The following is a 15,060-nucleotide window of genomic DNA, read 5'->3' on the forward strand; positions in this document are numbered from 1 at the left end:
AGCACGCGGTAAATGTCCCAGCCTCCAAGCCGGACCCGGGCCGGACGTGACTAGAGCCCGAGCTCGGCCGGCACCGGCACGTCCTGGTCCAACACGTTCTTGGCGAGGAAACTCGCCACGACGCCGTACCAGACCTTGGCGTGCTGCGGCTGCAGGACCCAGTGGTTCTCGTCCGGGAAGTAGAGGAACCGGTGCGGGGTCTGGCCGTCCGAATCCGCGGCAAGCTGCGACTTGGAGAGGAGTTCGTACCAGAGTCTCAGGCCCTCGCCGATGGGTACGCGGTAGTCCTTGTCACCATGGATCACCAGTATGGGGGTGCTGATCTTTTCGACATTGAGGTGCGGCGAGTTCTCCAGCGCCATCTCTTCGGTCATTTCCTTGAGCCAGTACTGGGAGGCATCCGTAGTGGGGCCAAACTGGTCCAGGGCCCAGAGGCTGGCGTGCGTGACGATCGCCTTGAAGCGGTTCGTCTGGCCTGCCACCCAGTTGGCCATGTAGCCACCGAAGGACCCGCCCATGGCTGCGGTCCGGGTCTCATCGATGTCCGCTCGTGCCACGGCGGTGTCGGTGACGGCCATCAGGTCCGTAAACGGGGCCTTGCCCCACTCGCCCCAGCCCCGCTGGATGTGCGCCTGGCCGTAGCCGGTGGACAGCGCCGGATCGGGCAGCAGCACCGCGTAACCCTTCGCCGTGAGCAGCCACGGGTTCCACCGCCACGTCCAGGCGTTCCAGGATCCCAGCGGTCCGCCGTGGATCCACAGCAGCATGGGAGCAGGTGACTCAGCCGACGCGCCGTCCGGCAGCGCCAGGTACGCCGGCACGCGGCTGCCGTCGGCCGCGGTTGCGGCCAACCGCTCCAGCCGGCCGGGGTAGCCTGGCCGTTCGGCCGGGGCTGGCAGCCGGGTGGTTTCACCTGTTTCCAAGTCGATCCGGACTGCCTCGGGCGGGAACTCGTAGGAGCTGCGCAGCGCGTAGGCACTTCGCCCCTCGGGTGAAACCACGACGTCGGTGTAGGCCGCCGCGTCCTGCGTCACCCGGGTGACGCTCACTTCCGCGGCAGACGCCGGAACGCTGATGCGGAAAACGGGCGACGCGCCGTCGTCGTCCGCGGTGACCAGGAGGGCCGAACCGTCCGGCAGCCATGCTGCCGGCCTGGCCCAACGGTCCCAATCCGGCACCAGCGGGGTGAGGCCGGTGTTGCTGCCCGAATCGGCCGCGTTGCCGGAAACGTCCAGCAGGTGCAGCTTGACCTCGGGAGCCTCGTGCGGAGTGGTGTCGCTCTCGCTGACCACCGCCAGTGTATTCCCGTCGGGGCTAACCGGGCCGGGGAAGTAGCTTATGCCCTCCTCGTCGAGAAGTACCTTCTGGCTCGCGGTGGCCACGTCCACGGCGACCAGGACGGATCGGCTGTCAGCCTTGGCCAGCGGCCTGGTGTAGCTCGTGTAGATGGTCCGACCGTCCGGACTGACCACCGTTTCGGCCTCGCGGAGCCGGGAACCTGCGTCGGGGGTGAGGTTGCGTAGCTGCAACGGCGCCGCCGCGTCAACAGTGGCCGGCTTACCGGGCTCCTTGTCCTGGCCCGGTTCGACGGCGAAGATCCGGGGCTGCCCCGGCCCCAGGTCGGTGTCCCAGTAGCGGACCGGGTATTCACTGTGCAGGATGGCTGCGACCTTGTTGTCCTTGCGGGATTTGCGCCGCTCGGCGTCGTCCTCCTCGTCCTTTGACCCTGCCAGGACCTCTGCCGTGACAAAAGTGGCGTCCGCCTTCCGGGCTGCCAGAACATTTCCCACACCACCAGGACGGGAAAGGACCACCCTGGCCTCACCGCCGTCGGCCGGCAGGAGCCACAGGGCACTGACAGGATCTCCCTCCGGGCTGTCCGGATCCGGGCGGGCAGACGTGAAGTAGACGTCGCCGTTGGCCGCGAAGGCAGCCCCGGCCTCGCCCTTGGCGCTGCGGGTAATGCGCCGGGCCTGTCGTTCGCCCGCGGGATCAAGCTCCCAGAGTGCCGTGGCGAATTCGGTGCCCTTGCCGTTGAGGGTGGACACGGTGGTGACCAGCCTCCGGCCGTCCGGGCTCAGGGACAGGCCGCTTACGCGCGGGATAGACAGGTAATGGTCCAGATCATGGAAGGGGGTCAAAGGTTGCTCGTCCGGGATCGCCGGATTCTCAGTTGCCATGCCCCGATTCAACCCGACTGTGCCCCGCATCACAAACCCCGCAACCGACGAACGGCTCCGCGCCGTTTTCTTACGCAGGGACGGAGCCTGGGCGGGCCTGGCGCCGTCGGCCCAGACATTTGCCGGCGTCTGCTACCGGAGCGCCCCGGCCAGCGCCCGGCGGAACCTTTGGGTGCGAAACGCAAAGCGAAGGCCCCGCCCGCTCCTTGGTGGGAGCGGGCGGGGCCTGTGCTTTGGTGCTAGGCGCTCGGGGCGATTTCCGGGATGCGCGGCTTGGCGTTGCCAGCGAACGTGAACTTGGCGTCGTCTCCGTCGCCGTCCACATCCACCACAACGATGTCGCCGGCGTGGATTTCGCCGAACAGGATCTTCTCCGAGAGCTGGTCCTCGATCTCGCGCTGGATGGTGCGGCGCAACGGCCGGGCGCCCATGGCGGGATCGTAGCCGCGCGTGGCCAGGAGCACCTTGGCCGCGGGCGTGAGCTCGATACCCATGTCCTTGTCCTTGAGGCGCTTTTCCAGGCGGCCAACGAACATGTCCACGATCTCGATGATCTCGTCCTGGGTCAGCTGCGGGAAGACCACAACGTCGTCAACACGGTTCAGGAACTCGGGGCGGAAGTGCTGCTTGAGCTCCTCCGTGACGCGGGCCCGCATCCGGTTGTAACCGGTCTGCGTGTCCGTGCCCGACTGGAAGCCGGTGGCAACGCTCTTCGAAATGTCCCGGGTACCGAGGTTCGTGGTCATGATGATCACGGTGTTCTTGAAGTCCACAACACGGCCCTGGGAGTCAGTCAGGCGGCCGTCTTCCAGGATCTGCAGAAGGGAGTTGAAGAGGTCCGCATGGGCCTTTTCCACTTCGTCGAACAGGACCACGGAGAACGGACGGCGGCGTACCTTCTCGGTCAGCTGGCCACCTTCCTCGTAGCCGACGTAGCCCGGAGGTGCACCGAAGAGGCGCGAGACCGTGTGCTTCTCGGAGTACTCGGACATGTCCAGCGTGATGAGGGCGTCCTCTTCACCGAAGAGGAACTCGGCGAGAGCCTTGGCCAGTTCGGTCTTGCCGACGCCGGTGGGGCCGGCGAAGATGAACGAGCCGCCGGGACGCTTGGGGTCCTTCAGGCCTGCACGGGTGCGGCGGATCGCCTGGGACAGGGACCGGATGGCCTCGTTCTGGCCCACCACGCGCTTGTGCAGTTCATCTTCCATCTTCAGCAGGCGCGAGGACTCTTCCTCGGTCAGCTTGAAGACCGGGATGCCGGTGGAGTTGGCCAGCACCTCGGCGATGAGATCCTCATCCACCTCGGAGATGTCGTCCATGCCGCCGGACTTCCAGTGGCGTTCCTTCTCCGAGCGCTCGGTGATGAGCTTCTGCTCCTTGTCGCGGAGTGCGGCAGCACCTTCGAAGTCCTGCGCGTCTATCGCGGACTCCTTCTCCATCTTGAGCTTCGCGATCCGCTCATCCATGGCCTTCAGCTCCGGCGGTGCGGTCATCCGGCGGATGCGCAGCCGGGCGCCGGCCTCGTCGATCAGGTCGATGGCCTTGTCCGGCAGGAAGCGGTCCGAGATGTAGCGTTCGGCGAGGCTGGCGGCCGAGGCAAGGGCGCCGTCGGTAATGGTGACGCGGTGGTGCGCCTCGTAGCGGTCACGCAGGCCCTTGAGGATCTCGATCGCGTGCGCAACCGACGGCTCCTTGACCTGGATCGGCTGGAAGCGGCGCTCCAGGGCTGCGTCCTTTTCGATGTGCTTGCGGTACTCGTCCAGGGTGGTGGCACCGATGGTCTGCAGTTCTCCGCGGGCCAGCATGGGCTTCAGGATGGAGGCTGCATCGATGGCACCTTCGGCGGCACCGGCACCCACAAGGGTGTGGATCTCGTCGATGAAGAGGATGATGTCGCCGCGGGTGCGGATCTCCTTGAGGACCTTCTTCAGGCGTTCCTCGAAGTCACCGCGGTACCGCGAGCCTGCCACCAGGGACCCGAGGTCCAGGGTGTACAGCTGCTTGTCCTTGATGGTCTCCGGGACGTCGCCACGGACGATCGCCTGGGCCAGGCCTTCAACGACGGCGGTCTTGCCAACGCCGGGCTCACCGATCAGGACAGGGTTGTTCTTGGTACGGCGCGAGAGGACCTGCATAACGCGTTCCATTTCGGATTCGCGTCCAATGACAGGGTCCAGTTTGTTCTCCCGGGCAGCCTGGGTCAGGTTGCGGCCGAACTGGTCCAGGACTACTGAACCGGCCGGAGTACCCTCAGGCTGGCCCGCGCCGACGCCGGCGCCGGTGGTTTCCTTGCCTTGGTAGCCGGAGAGGAGCTGGATGACCTGCTGGCGGACCCGGTTGAGGTCTGCGCCGAGCTTCACCAGCACCTGGGCTGCAACGCCCTCACCCTCACGGATGAGTCCCAGCAGGATGTGCTCCGTGCCGATGTAGTTGTGGCCCAGCTGCAGGGCCTCCCGCAGGGAGAGTTCCAGCACCTTCTTGGCGCGCGGGGTGAAGGGGATGTGGCCGGACGGGGCCTGCTGGCCCTGGCCGATGATCTCCTGCACCTGCTCGCGCACGCCGTCGAGCGAAATGCTCAAGGACTCAAGAGCCTTGGCGGCAACGCCTTCACCTTCATGGATCAGCCCCAAGAGGATGTGTTCGGTACCAATGTAATTGTGGTTCAGCATGCGTGCCTCTTCTTGGGCAAGCACAACTACGCGACGGGCACGGTCCGTAAATCGCTCAAACATTTCGCCACACTCCTAGCTACGACGTACTTTGATGCTACGTGGCAGACCCAGACTTGTGGAGCGTGTTCGCCACAGGGGAAACCGTGGCCGGTTCGGGAATACCCTGCAGGGGTCTCTGGGCGGCGTGACGGAGGGTCCAGGACGATCACAAAATTGCCAAGGGACTGACCTAAACCGCCCGGACATGTGATTTTCCGGACATTTAGGTTCTCCCCCGCGCATGAGTTCGAGAGGGCGAATTAGGGTAGGCGTCCCCCGTCAGGAACCTCAAAAGCCCAATCACGGGCCCATCCCGGGGAAATCATGCGGCGATTAGCTCAGCGCACGCTTGCTGACTGTTAGCCGGCAAGGGGTTTTCGCGGCATACACGCGTGCCCGTTGCGCATTCTTCAAACGGCAGCAAAAAACCCTGCCTCCGCCCACGGGTGAAGACAGGGTCTATTGCCCCGGATGGGGCAGTTATCAGGAATTTGCCTTTTGGTAGGCTTCCTGGATTTCGGCCTGAATTCGGCCCCGGCTGTTAACCGTGTAGCCGTTGTCCCGCGCCCATTGGCGAATTTGGGCGGAGTCATTGCTGCGGGCGCCTGCAACTGCCTTGGCACGCGTGGCACGGCCGCCGGATGTCTTTCGCCCAGCGGCAATAAACCGCTCCAGGGATGAACGGAGCTCGGCAGCATTGGCCGAGGACAGATCAATTTCGTAGCTGACCCCATCGAGGCCAAAACGGACATTCTCGTCCGCGGATCCCCCATCCAGATCATCTACGAGGATGATGTTTACTTTCTGTGCCATTAATAGTCCTCTGGGGAAGGTTCGGGTTGTCAGAAAAGCAGGATGTTCCTGTAAAAAGTATGGCCCTCTTTATGGCAACGCGTCAAAGCGGCAAATGGTTCCGGGGGATATTCGCGAAAGTGCTTTCGATTTATTTATCGGTTTCAGCGTCTGGCCGGTTCAATGGCTGGGCAGAACGCGCGTCGGCCTCGGCTTGGGCGCGCGCTTCAGCCTGGCGTTCGGACTTATCGGCATTAAAGATCGATTTCATGGCGAACCAGAAAAGCAGGCCGACTACGAGAGAGGGCAGCAATACGGCTACATATTCCATGGTCAGTGGCCCTCAGGCTTCAGGAGCGGGAAAAGGATGGTTTCGCGGATGCCCGCACCGGTGAACAGCATGACGAGCCGGTCGATGCCCAGGCCAATGCCGCCCATGGGCGGTGCGCCGTATTCGAGGGCACGCAGGAAGTCCTCGTCCAGTTGCATGGCTTCGACGTCGCCCGCCGCCGCGTGCCGCGACTGTTCGGTGAGCCGCTCGCGCTGGATGACGGGGTCGATCAGTTCGGAGAAGGCCGTGCCACGTTCCATTCCGCCGATGATGAGGTCCCAAGCCTCGATCAGCCGGCCGTCCTCGCGGTGCGGCCGGGCCAGCGGCTGGGCGGACGGCGGGTAGTCGTACACAAACGTCGGATTCAGGAGCGTGGGCTCCACGATTTCACCGAACAGCTCCACAGCCAGTTTTTCGGCGTCCCACTTCGGGTCGGCCTTCACATCATGCTTTTGTGCAATTTCGCGCAGCACCTCCAGCGAAGTGTCCGGCGTGACTTCCTGGCCAACGGCGTCGGACAGCCCGGGGTAGACAGAGACCCAGGCCCAGTCGCCGTCGAGGTTGATCTCTCCGGCCTCGGTCTGAAGGGTGCGGCCGGCGCCTACTGCATCCGCGGCGTCGAGGATGATCTCCTTGATGCGCTGCGCCATAACGAACTGGTCAGCCCAGGCCTCGTAGCACTCGAGGGTAGTGAATTCCGGGCTGTGGGTGGAGTCCACACCCTCGTTGCGGAAGACCCGGCCCATGTCGTAGACGCGGTCGATGCCGCCCACCACTGCGCGCTTAAGGTAAAGCTCGGTGGCGATCCGCAGCGTCATCTTCTGGTCGAACGCGTTCATGTGCGTCTCGAACGGCCGGGCCAGGGCGCCGCCGTGGACGAGCTGCAGGATGGGAGTTTCCACCTCGACGTAGTTGTGGCGGTGCAGGCTCTCGCGGATGGACCGCGTAATGGCGGCGCGGGTGTAGACCATTTCACGGGCTTCATCGCGCACCATAAGGTCCACGTACCGCTGGCGGACGCGGGTTTCCTCGTTCAGTTCCGCGTGCAGGACAGGCAGCGGGCGCAGTGCCTTGGAAGCCATGGACCAGGACTGGGCCATCACGGACAGCTCACCGCGGCGGGAGGAAATCACCTCGCCCTTGATGAACACGTGGTCACCCAGGTCCACGAGGGCCTTCCAGTCCGCGAGCGCTTCTTCGCCCACATTGGCGAGGCTGAGCATGGCCTGGAGCCGGGTGCCCTTCCCGTCAACGCCGCCTTCCTGCAACGTGGCGAAGCAGAGCTTGCCGGTGTTGCGCACAAAAACCACCCGGCCTGTGACGCCCACTACGTCGCCGGTGGTGTCGTCGGCTTCGAGGTGCGCGTACTTTTCGCGGATCTCGGTGAGGGAGTGCGTGCGCTCAACACCCACCGGGTATGCCTCGGTTCCGCGTTCGATCAGCCTGGCGCGCTTTTCCATGCGGATGCGCATCTGTTCGCTGGCGTCGAGCGGCTCTGGGGCATTCTTGGGTGCGGGGGTGTTTTGGGAAGTCACAATCCCCAAGTTTACCGGCAGTTCGGCCCTCCGGCTTCGCCGCGGTCCTGCCCCTCGCCCGGCCCGGATGCCCGCACCCCTGCCCCACCCTAGGATGGTGAAGGTGAAAGAACAGGTAGTGCCAACGCACGACGGCGGCCGGCTGGCTTTGTACAGCTACGGCACCGAGGACGCGCCGGGAGAGCGCCGGGTGGTGCTGATCGGCGGCGCCTTCCTCACCGCGCTGATCTACCGCCCGTTTTCGGTGGCGCTGGCTGAGGGCCTTGGCGACGGCTGGGCGGTGGATGTCTACGACCGCCGCGGGCGCGGCAGTTCCTCAGAACAGCCCGCGGACTATTCCATGGCCACGGAGATCGCTGACGTCCGCACAGTCCTGGACGCCACGGGTGCCCGGAATATCCTGGGCCACAGCCTGGGCGGATCGGTTGCCCTGAACGCAGTGCAGGAGTTTGCGGGAACCCCCTACGTGCCGGACAAGCTCGCCGTGTACGACGCCGCCGTGAACATCGATGGCAGCATTGACACCGCGTGGCTGGCCGGGTTCGAAGACGCCGTGAACAGTGGCAACGTGGGCCATGCCCTCGCCCACATGAAGAAGGCCACGAGCCCCGGCTCGGCTTTGGCGAAGATACCGGAGCCGGTCCTGGCGGGGCTGATGGCGTTGTTGTCCCGCACCAGGGTGAACAGGTTGTTCCGCGAGGTGATGCCCAGCGGCGTGGGCGAATTGCGTGCTGCCTACAACGAGGCGGACCATGCGAGGGATTTCAGCGTCCTTCCTGCCAACACACACTTCATGGTGGGAGGAAAGAGCCCAAGCTACTACAAGGCTACTGCCGAGCGTCTTCACGCCGCCGTGCCCGGAAGCACGTTCGAACTGTCGCCCAAGGGTTTCCATGGCTCCATCCCGGCCGCCGTCAAAGAGCTTGTGACCGACATCTCGGAGTACTTTCGGGGCTGATCTTGGCCGACACCCGTTACCTTTGAGGAAGGCCCTCCTGCTGCCAGCACTCAGGTACCTCCGCTAGGCTCGGAACATGACGCGCGAGAACATCAAGACCCCCGACGGCGGCACGCTCGAGCTCTTCTCCACGGGCGCCGAACTGGCCTCCGCAGGCTCCGGTGTGGTTGTGGTGCCGGCCTCCATGGTGACAGCAGCCGACTACACCAAGTTTGCGCAGAAACTCAGCGCAGCCCTGGGCCGCCCGGTGCACACTTTCAACCGCCGCGGCCGCGGTTCCTCGTCGCCGCAGGCGGATGACTACACGCTTGACGCGGACATCCGCGACCTCGACGCCGTCATGAAGCACACGTCCAGCACCGACGTCTTCGGCCACAGCTTTGGCGGTGCCGTGGCCCTGCACGCGGCCCGCACGCTTCCCGTGGAACGGCTGGCCGTCTACGATCCCGCCGTGTCCGTGAACCACAGCGTCAAGGCTGACTGGACAGCGGAATACGAACGGGCCACGGCCGCCGGGGACGACGACCGCGCACTGGCCGTGCTCAGCAAGGGCCTGGAAACCGGCGGCGCGTTCTCGCGGATGCCGCTGTCCATGCTCACCATCGCCAACAAGCTCACCGCCGGCACGCACGTGGGCAAACAAATGCGTGAACTCATGCGCACCGGCGTCCGGGAAATCAAGGCGATCATCGCAGCGGACATGCCGGCCGAGCCGTTCCTGGAACTGCCGCTGGAAACCCTCATCGTGGTGGGCGAGAAGAGCCCGGCACACTTCGGTGTGGCGTGCGGCCAGATCCACGACGTCCTGTCCGGCTCCAGCTACACCATCCTGCAGGGTTCCGGCCACGACGGCGTGCTCCGCGCCCCGGACAAGCTGATCACCGAACTCAGCGACTTCTTCGCCGGCTAGCGAACCCCCACACCACCATCCCGCGCACACCAGCGTCCCGCGCGAACGTACAGTTGAGGCCCTTGTTTCGCCAGGAAACAAGGGCCTCAACTGTACGTTCGCGCCAAGCGGAGGGGGTTAGTGGCCTCCGTGACCCGCGGCTGCACCTTCTGTCTTGCGCATCATCGCTGAGAGTACGACGGCGGCAACGGCTATCACGGTTGCCGTGAGGAACGCGGCACTCATCCCGGCGACGAGGCCGGAAGAGGCAGAGACCACGGCGAAGATGGACACCAGCAGCGCCGTGCCGGCGGCACCGGCCACCTGCTGCATGGTGCTCATGATCGCCGAGCCGTGTGAATAGAGATGCGGTGGCAGCGGGTTCAGGCCGGTGGTGAACGCCGGGGTGAACAACAGCGCCAGGCCAAAGCTCAGCACAACGTGAAGGCTGACGATCCACCACACGGGCGTGCCGGCGTCGAGCATGGAGAACTGCCACAGGGACAGCACCATCAGGACCGAACCGGTCACGGTCAGCGGCAGCGGCCCCACCTTGTCGAAAAGCCGGCCGATGAACGGGCCCAGCAGGCCCATGGCGAGGCCGCCCGGGAGCAAGGCCAGCCCGGTCTCCAGCGAACCGAGGCCGCGGATCTCCTGCAGGTAAAGAGGCAGCAGGATCACGCCGCCGAAGAGCGCCATCATGGCCACCACCATCAGTAGGACCGAGACGGTGAACATCCGGAAGTTGAAGGCACGGAGGTCCAGCAGCGGAGCCTCGGCCTTCTGCAGCCGGAGCTGGCGGAGCACAAAAACCGCCAGGCTGGCGACGCCGACAACCAGGGCACCGATGGCCACGGGACTGGGACCGCCCTGGCCTCCGTGTCCGCCGCCGATCTGGCTGAGGCCATAGACCAGCCCGCCGAAGGCCGGAACGGTCAGCAGAACGGAGAAGAAGTCGAGCTTGGTCTTCTCCGTTTCGCCGATGTTGGTGAGGTATTTGGCGCCGATCGCCAGAGCCGCAAGCGCCACCGGAAGGACGAACACGAACATAAAGCGCCAGGTAAAGTGCTCCAGGATGAGCCCGGAGACGGTGGGGCCCATGGCCGGAGCTACGGAGATGGCGATGCTGACGTTGCCCATCACGGCACCGCGCTTCGCGAGCGGAACCAAGGTAAGGATGGTGGTCATCAGCAGCGGCAGCATGATGGCCGTACCGCCGGCCTGGACGATGCGGGCCAGGAGCAGAACCTCAAAACCGGGGGCCACGGAAGCCAGCGCGGTGCCGCCGGTGAAGAGGCCCATGGCCAGCATGAACACGGCCCGCGTTGACAGGCTCTGCAGGATGAATCCAGTGGTGGGAATGACCACGGCCATGGTGAGCATAAACCCGGTAGCCAGCCACTGCACTGTGGGCGCGTCCACACCCAGGTCCACCATGAGACGCTGCAGGGCAACGTTCATGATGGTTTCGTTGAGGATCACCACGAATGTCGCCACCAGCAGCGTGGCGATGATGGTCACCGACTCGCGGGACATCTTCGCTGGAGCGGACGGCTTCGCCTCAACGGCCTGCACGGGCTCGCCGTGGGCGTCAGAAGAGACTTTAGTAGACATAAGTGTTCCCTCAGGGAGTGTGAGTTTGGTGGCAGCCGAGCGTCGTCGCTGCAGATTCCAACACTCTACCCGGTGGAGTAATTCCTCCGCCGGGTATTTTTCTTAACCCTGAGGGAACACTAAGGCTTAGGCAGTCTGGCGGGCGTGCTGGCCTTCCGAGATTTCCTCCACCAGCTTGCTGTTGAACGCCGGCAGGTCCTTTGGGCTCCGGCTGGTGACCAGGCCCTGGTCCACTACCACTTCCTGGTCGCTCCAGTTGGCACCGGCATTCCTCAGGTCCGTCTGGAGCGTGTGGTACGAGGTGACGTTCCGGCCGCGGACCACGCCCGCATCGATCAGAAGCCACGGTCCGTGGCAGATCGAGGCCACCGGCTTGTGCTGCTCGAAGAACGCGCGCGTGAAGGCCTGGGCGTCCTTGTCCACCCGGAGGTGGTCGGCATTCACCACTCCGCCGGGGAGTACCAGGGCGTCGAAGTCCGATGCGTTGGCGTCCGCGACCTTGAGGTCGACGTCGAACGTGTCACCTTTGTCGGTGCCCTTGAATCCCTGCAGCTTCCCGTCTTTCAGTGCTACCAGCGTGGGCTCGCCGCCGGCGTCCTTGACTGCCTGCCAGGGGCTGGTGAGTTCGACCTGCTCCACGCCATCCGTCAGCAGAAATGCGACCTTCTTGCCCGTGATGCTGTGTTCTGACATTTTTCCTCCTCTGGTGGGGCGGTCGGGGCAGATGGAAGCACGCCGGTGTCCGCCTGGAGAGTTGTTTGCCTGACAGCACCCAGCCTAGAAAAACCCAAAGTGATAAGCAAGCTGACTAATCGCTCTCGGATTGGCAGGAAGGTCCGGTTCTGGACACTAAAAGTCAGCAGGCTTAGTGTTCAAGTGAGGACGTCGGTTGACGGACTCGGACCGCCCGGGTCCGTTATGGCGCGCCTCTAAAACGAGGAGGAAGCAGCATGGAATCCGTTAAAGAGACCATCGACGTCGCTGTTCCGGTGCGGACGGCGTACAACCAATGGACGCAGTTTGAGACATTTCCGCAGTTCATGTCCGGCGTCGAATCGGTCACCCAACTGACCGACACCACCAATCATTGGGTCACCAGGATCGGCGGCGTGGAGCGTGAATTCGACACCGAAATAGTCGACCAGACGCCCGACGAACGCATCGCATGGCGCAGCGTCGACGGGACCTCCCACGCCGGCCTCATCCACTTCACACCGCTGGATGCCGGCAACACCCGAATCTCAGTCCACTTTGAATGGGGACCGGAGAATCTCACCGAGAAAGCCGGGGCCGCCCTCAACATCGACAACATGCAGGTGAAGTCCGACATGCGCAAATTCAAGGACTTCATCGAATCCCGGGGCACCGAGACCGGGGCCTGGCGTGGCGATGTGGACGACACCGGACCCACCGGACAGGCTTTATGACACCGCGCGTGACAGTCCCGAACTTCCGGCGTGATGACTGCAATGGCTCAAGCTGAACGCCGTCAAACGCTAACGCCTGAGGCAGCGCCCACCCCCCCCACAATGCAGCGCGAACGTACACTTGAGGCCCTGGAATCTGCGGATTTTGGGGCCTCAAGTGTACGTTCGCGCTGTTGGGGCTTAGTTGCGGTGGTGTTCGATCAGCCAGGCTGCCATCTGCTGGGCACGCTTGGCGGCTTGCATGTCACCCTCGGTGGCCGAAACGATGGATCCCTTCATGAGGATGTGCCAGGACCGGGCGAAATCTTCGGTTCGGGCAAGCCCGGCTTCCTCTGCCAGGCCTTGGACATGGCCGCGGATCCTGGCCAGGTAGTCGATGCTGGCCTGGCCCAGCGGGTGCGCCGGGCCCATCTCCAGCAGGATGTTAATGAAGGAGCAGGCCTCGAAGTCCTCCCGGAGGAACCAGTCACCGAAGACATCGAAGATCGCCAGCAGTTGCTCAGCGGGCGTGTTCCCGCGGCGCCGCGCTTCGGAGACGATTGCATTCACGGTCCACTGCTGATCGCGCTGCTCGAGGAAGGCCAGCACCAGGGCATCCTTCGAGGGGAAGTGCCGGTAAAAGGTGGCTTTGGCAACGCCGGACCGTTCGATCAGCTCATTGACGCCGACGTCGCGAACCCCGCGGCGGGAGAAAAGTTCGTAGGCCACGGCCAGGATCCGGCCCACCGCATCGGCGTGGCCGGTTGCCGCACCCACCTGTGTTTCCACGAGGGACGGAACAGATTCCGGACCTGAACTCATCGTGTTCACCAGTTTACGCGAGGTAGAGACAGACTGGTCTTACTCGTTGTAATGTTTCTCCTACGCGCAGTGCTTCGACGCCGGTTGGACCATTATTGGCCCGGCCGGTCTGGTGCAAGGAGGCCCCTATGTCAGCAGAGCGGATGTTCCAAAGCGTGCCCTCGGATCCGGACCTCTGGTTGAACGAAGACTTCGATCCTGCCGATGTCCGGCAGTTTGCGATTGAGTCACTGAGATGGCAGGCACAGGAGATCATCGACGAAGTGCTCTGCGGAAAATCACCCGGGGAGGAACTGGCCAGGGCAAGGCTGCGTCGCTGCGTGGCACGGCATCCCGGAGAGCCGGAGCAGGCCCTGCTTGAACAGCTGATGTTCAACCGGGATCTTCCGGTCTAGAGCGTCAGGCTGCGGTCCACGATCCGGCTGGCGGTTTCATGGAGGCCTTCACTGTGGGCACGGGCGTGATTCCTCAGCAGGTTGAACGCCTCCTCCATGCCCACTCCGGCCGTGTGGGCGATGACACCTTTCGCCTGCTCGATCAGCACGCGGCTATTCAACGCACGCTGCAGCTGCTCATTAACGAGGACCGATTCCCTGATAGTGCGCTCCTGCATCAGGCTGATGGTGGCGACGTCGGCAAGCGCCTGGCCGATGGCGGCATCCTCCCTCGTCAAGGGACCGGGGGTGGCGCCGAAAAGCCCCATCGCGCCGATGATGCGGGCATGAAGCCGCATCGGCACCGCGTGTACTGAATGAAAGCCCTGGGAAAGCGCGGCGGCCTTGAAGTCCGGCCAGCGCTCAAGCGCACCAATGTCCTCCACGACGACGGCACGCCCGGTGGCGTAGCATTCCACGCACGGCCCTGAACCGGCCTGCAGTTGCAGGACTTCCACAAGCTGGCTTTGTTCACTGGTGGATGCCAGGACCTGGAGTTCGCCGCTGGGATCGGCCAGCACCAGGCCGGCGGCCGCGACGTCGAGGAGCCCCACGGTTTCCTCCACCAAGGTGTGCAGCAGGTCCAGGACATCGTAGTCCGCAACCAAGGTGTCCGTGAGTTTTACGAACGCCACGCTGACGCGCTCCGCGCGGGTAGTCGTTGCCATGGGCGCCATTTTACTGCAGCAGCGGGCCACCCGGGCGCCCGCCGCCGGTGTCGGGGGCGAAACTTATTCGGCCTTCAAGAACGGCGTCTGCAGTCTGCCGAAGCGTGAGGTCATGGGCGAAGGCATAAGCGCGCAGCAACAGCAACGAGTCAGCTGCGGTGGCGCCGGACTGGGCAAGGACCATTCCCGTAGCCTGATGGATCTCACGGCGCGACATGAGGGCCGCCTCCAGTGCCGGCTCCGTGTCGGGTGAGCTGATCGTGAGGATTTTGCGGAGGAGGTGCCAGGACGTCTGCCATGCGAGGCCTGCGGCTGTCGCCTGTCCGGACCGGCCCAGCGCTCCCGGCACAGAGTGATACAGCTCCACTACACCCAGGTCCATCGCGCCGACAGTCAGCGGGAAGACAAACATGGCGGCAGCTTCCGTGCCGCTAATGGCTTTGTGGAAGATGGGCCAGTCGGTGTGTTCTACGGCCTGTACATCGGGGATGAGCACGGGCAGCCGGGTCCGGACCGCCCGCCAACGCGGTCCTTCGCCGAGGCTGAACTGCAGCTCATCAAGGCGGGCGGCCAAGGGGTCGGACGCACACACAAGGGTTTCAGCAGTGGCGCCGCCAAACAGCGACACCGCTGCGCCCGTGATGGGCAATTTCTCCAAATAGGGCCCACACAGGTCTTCACCACCCGCAACCAGTCCGGGTGCAACATCCATGCTGAGCC

The 15,060-nt window shown here is 64.3% G+C and carries 14 protein-coding genes; 4 read left to right on the plus strand and 10 right to left on the minus strand.

Translation table 11 applies throughout. The annotated features are described in order from the left end of the window. Positions 1-50: 50 nt before the first annotated feature. The 5 genes from AU175_RS09250 to lysS all read right to left on the minus strand — a co-directional run bounded on the left by AU175_RS09250 (position 51) and on the right by lysS (position 7,549). A complete protein-coding gene (locus tag AU175_RS09250; RefSeq protein WP_066287781.1) occupies positions 51-2,180 on the minus strand; it encodes a S9 family peptidase in 2,130 nt (709 codons plus the stop codon). 239 nt (positions 2,181-2,419) lie between these two features. Further along, positions 2,420-4,912 (minus strand): ATP-dependent Clp protease ATP-binding subunit, encoded by a 2,493-nt coding sequence (locus AU175_RS09255; RefSeq protein ID WP_066287786.1) that lies wholly within the window; start codon positions 4,910-4,912, stop codon positions 2,420-2,422. 462 nt (positions 4,913-5,374) lie between these two features. Continuing rightward, entirely contained in the window at positions 5,375-5,704 is a 330-nt protein-coding gene (locus AU175_RS09260; RefSeq protein WP_066287788.1) for a histone-like nucleoid-structuring protein Lsr2, read from the minus strand. A gap of 130 nt (positions 5,705-5,834) precedes the next feature. Further along, positions 5,835-6,014 carry a hypothetical protein gene (locus tag AU175_RS09265; RefSeq protein WP_066287790.1) on the minus strand — a complete coding sequence of 60 codons (180 nt, stop codon included), beginning with the start codon at positions 6,012-6,014 and terminating at the stop codon, positions 5,835-5,837. A 2-nt stretch (positions 6,015-6,016) separates the two neighbouring features. Further along, on the minus strand, positions 6,017-7,549 hold the full coding sequence (gene lysS / locus AU175_RS09270) for a lysine--tRNA ligase (RefSeq protein ID WP_066287792.1): 1,533 nt from the start codon (positions 7,547-7,549) through the stop codon (positions 6,017-6,019). 94 nt (positions 7,550-7,643) lie between these two features. Between lysS and AU175_RS09275 the strand changes: the two genes are divergently transcribed. Both AU175_RS09275 and AU175_RS09280 read left to right on the plus strand, forming a co-directional pair. Beyond that, the gene (locus AU175_RS09275; RefSeq protein ID WP_442855291.1) at positions 7,644-8,507 is read left to right on the plus strand and encodes an alpha/beta fold hydrolase; all 864 of its coding nucleotides are present in this window, start codon (positions 7,644-7,646) and stop codon (positions 8,505-8,507) included. 76 nt (positions 8,508-8,583) lie between these two features. Next, positions 8,584-9,417, plus strand: coding sequence for an alpha/beta fold hydrolase (locus AU175_RS09280; protein WP_066287795.1), 834 nt, complete (start codon positions 8,584-8,586; stop codon positions 9,415-9,417). A 117-nt stretch (positions 9,418-9,534) separates the two neighbouring features. Here the strand turns inward: AU175_RS09280 and AU175_RS09285 are convergent, their stop codons facing one another. Continuing rightward, on the minus strand, positions 9,535-11,010 hold the full coding sequence (locus AU175_RS09285; RefSeq protein WP_066287797.1) for a DHA2 family efflux MFS transporter permease subunit: 1,476 nt from the start codon (positions 11,008-11,010) through the stop codon (positions 9,535-9,537). A 126-nt stretch (positions 11,011-11,136) separates the two neighbouring features. Next, a complete protein-coding gene (locus tag AU175_RS09290; RefSeq protein WP_066287799.1) occupies positions 11,137-11,703 on the minus strand; it encodes a type 1 glutamine amidotransferase domain-containing protein in 567 nt (188 codons plus the stop codon). Between the two features lie 257 nt (positions 11,704-11,960). Here AU175_RS09290 and AU175_RS09295 point away from each other — a divergent pair, with 257 nt between their 5' ends. After that, positions 11,961-12,437 (plus strand): SRPBCC family protein, encoded by a 477-nt coding sequence (locus AU175_RS09295; protein WP_066287802.1) that lies wholly within the window; start codon positions 11,961-11,963, stop codon positions 12,435-12,437. Positions 12,438-12,617: 180 nt separating this feature from the next. Here AU175_RS09295 and AU175_RS09300 read toward each other — a convergent pair whose 3' ends face one another. Next, complete coding sequence (locus AU175_RS09300; RefSeq protein ID WP_066287805.1) at positions 12,618-13,238, minus strand: TetR/AcrR family transcriptional regulator; 621 nt, start codon at positions 13,236-13,238, stop codon at positions 12,618-12,620. Between the two features lie 128 nt (positions 13,239-13,366). Between AU175_RS09300 and AU175_RS09305 the strand changes: the two genes are divergently transcribed. Then, positions 13,367-13,633: a hypothetical protein gene (locus AU175_RS09305; protein WP_066287807.1), complete on the plus strand. Its 267-nt coding sequence runs from the start codon at positions 13,367-13,369 to the stop codon at positions 13,631-13,633. On the opposite strand, the gene AU175_RS09310 is transcribed toward AU175_RS09305, so the two are convergent. Continuing rightward, entirely contained in the window at positions 13,630-14,340 is a 711-nt protein-coding gene (locus AU175_RS09310) for a GAF and ANTAR domain-containing protein (protein ID WP_066290861.1), read from the minus strand. The two genes, AU175_RS09305 and AU175_RS09310, sit on opposite strands and share 4 nt — an antisense overlap. 10 nt (positions 14,341-14,350) lie before the next feature. Next, entirely contained in the window at positions 14,351-15,052 is a 702-nt protein-coding gene (locus AU175_RS09315; protein ID WP_066287811.1) for a GAF and ANTAR domain-containing protein, read from the minus strand. Between the last annotated feature and the right edge of the window lie 8 nt (positions 15,053-15,060).

The organism is Arthrobacter sp. B6, assembly GCF_001663775.1.
Lineage (GTDB): Bacteria > Actinomycetota > Actinomycetes > Actinomycetales > Micrococcaceae > Arthrobacter.

Excerpts from the sequence above, each read along its gene's own strand:
- AU175_RS09315 (WP_066287811.1), bottom strand. The coding sequence starts at position 15,052 with ATGGATGTTGCACCCGGACTGGTTGCGGGTGGTGAAGACCTGTGTGGG.
- AU175_RS09280 (WP_066287795.1), top strand. The coding sequence starts at position 8,584 with ATGACGCGCGAGAACATCAAGACCCCCGACGGCGGCACGCTCGAGCTC.
- AU175_RS09310 (WP_066290861.1), bottom strand. The coding sequence starts at position 14,340 with ATGGCAACGACTACCCGCGCGGAGCGCGTCAGCGTGGCGTTCGTAAAA.
- AU175_RS09300 (WP_066287805.1), bottom strand. The coding sequence starts at position 13,238 with ATGAGTTCAGGTCCGGAATCTGTTCCGTCCCTCGTGGAAACACAGGTG.
- AU175_RS09275 (WP_442855291.1), top strand. The coding sequence starts at position 7,644 with ATGGTGAAGGTGAAAGAACAGGTAGTGCCAACGCACGACGGCGGCCGG.
- AU175_RS09305 (WP_066287807.1), top strand. The coding sequence starts at position 13,367 with ATGTCAGCAGAGCGGATGTTCCAAAGCGTGCCCTCGGATCCGGACCTC.
- AU175_RS09285 (WP_066287797.1), bottom strand. The coding sequence starts at position 11,010 with ATGTCTACTAAAGTCTCTTCTGACGCCCACGGCGAGCCCGTGCAGGCC.
- AU175_RS09255 (WP_066287786.1), bottom strand. The coding sequence starts at position 4,912 with ATGTTTGAGCGATTTACGGACCGTGCCCGTCGCGTAGTTGTGCTTGCC.
- AU175_RS09265 (WP_066287790.1), bottom strand. The coding sequence starts at position 6,014 with ATGGAATATGTAGCCGTATTGCTGCCCTCTCTCGTAGTCGGCCTGCTT.
- AU175_RS09295 (WP_066287802.1), top strand. The coding sequence starts at position 11,961 with ATGGAATCCGTTAAAGAGACCATCGACGTCGCTGTTCCGGTGCGGACG.
- AU175_RS09250 (WP_066287781.1), bottom strand. The coding sequence starts at position 2,180 with ATGGCAACTGAGAATCCGGCGATCCCGGACGAGCAACCTTTGACCCCC.
- AU175_RS09260 (WP_066287788.1), bottom strand. The coding sequence starts at position 5,704 with ATGGCACAGAAAGTAAACATCATCCTCGTAGATGATCTGGATGGGGGA.
- AU175_RS09290 (WP_066287799.1), bottom strand. The coding sequence starts at position 11,703 with ATGTCAGAACACAGCATCACGGGCAAGAAGGTCGCATTTCTGCTGACG.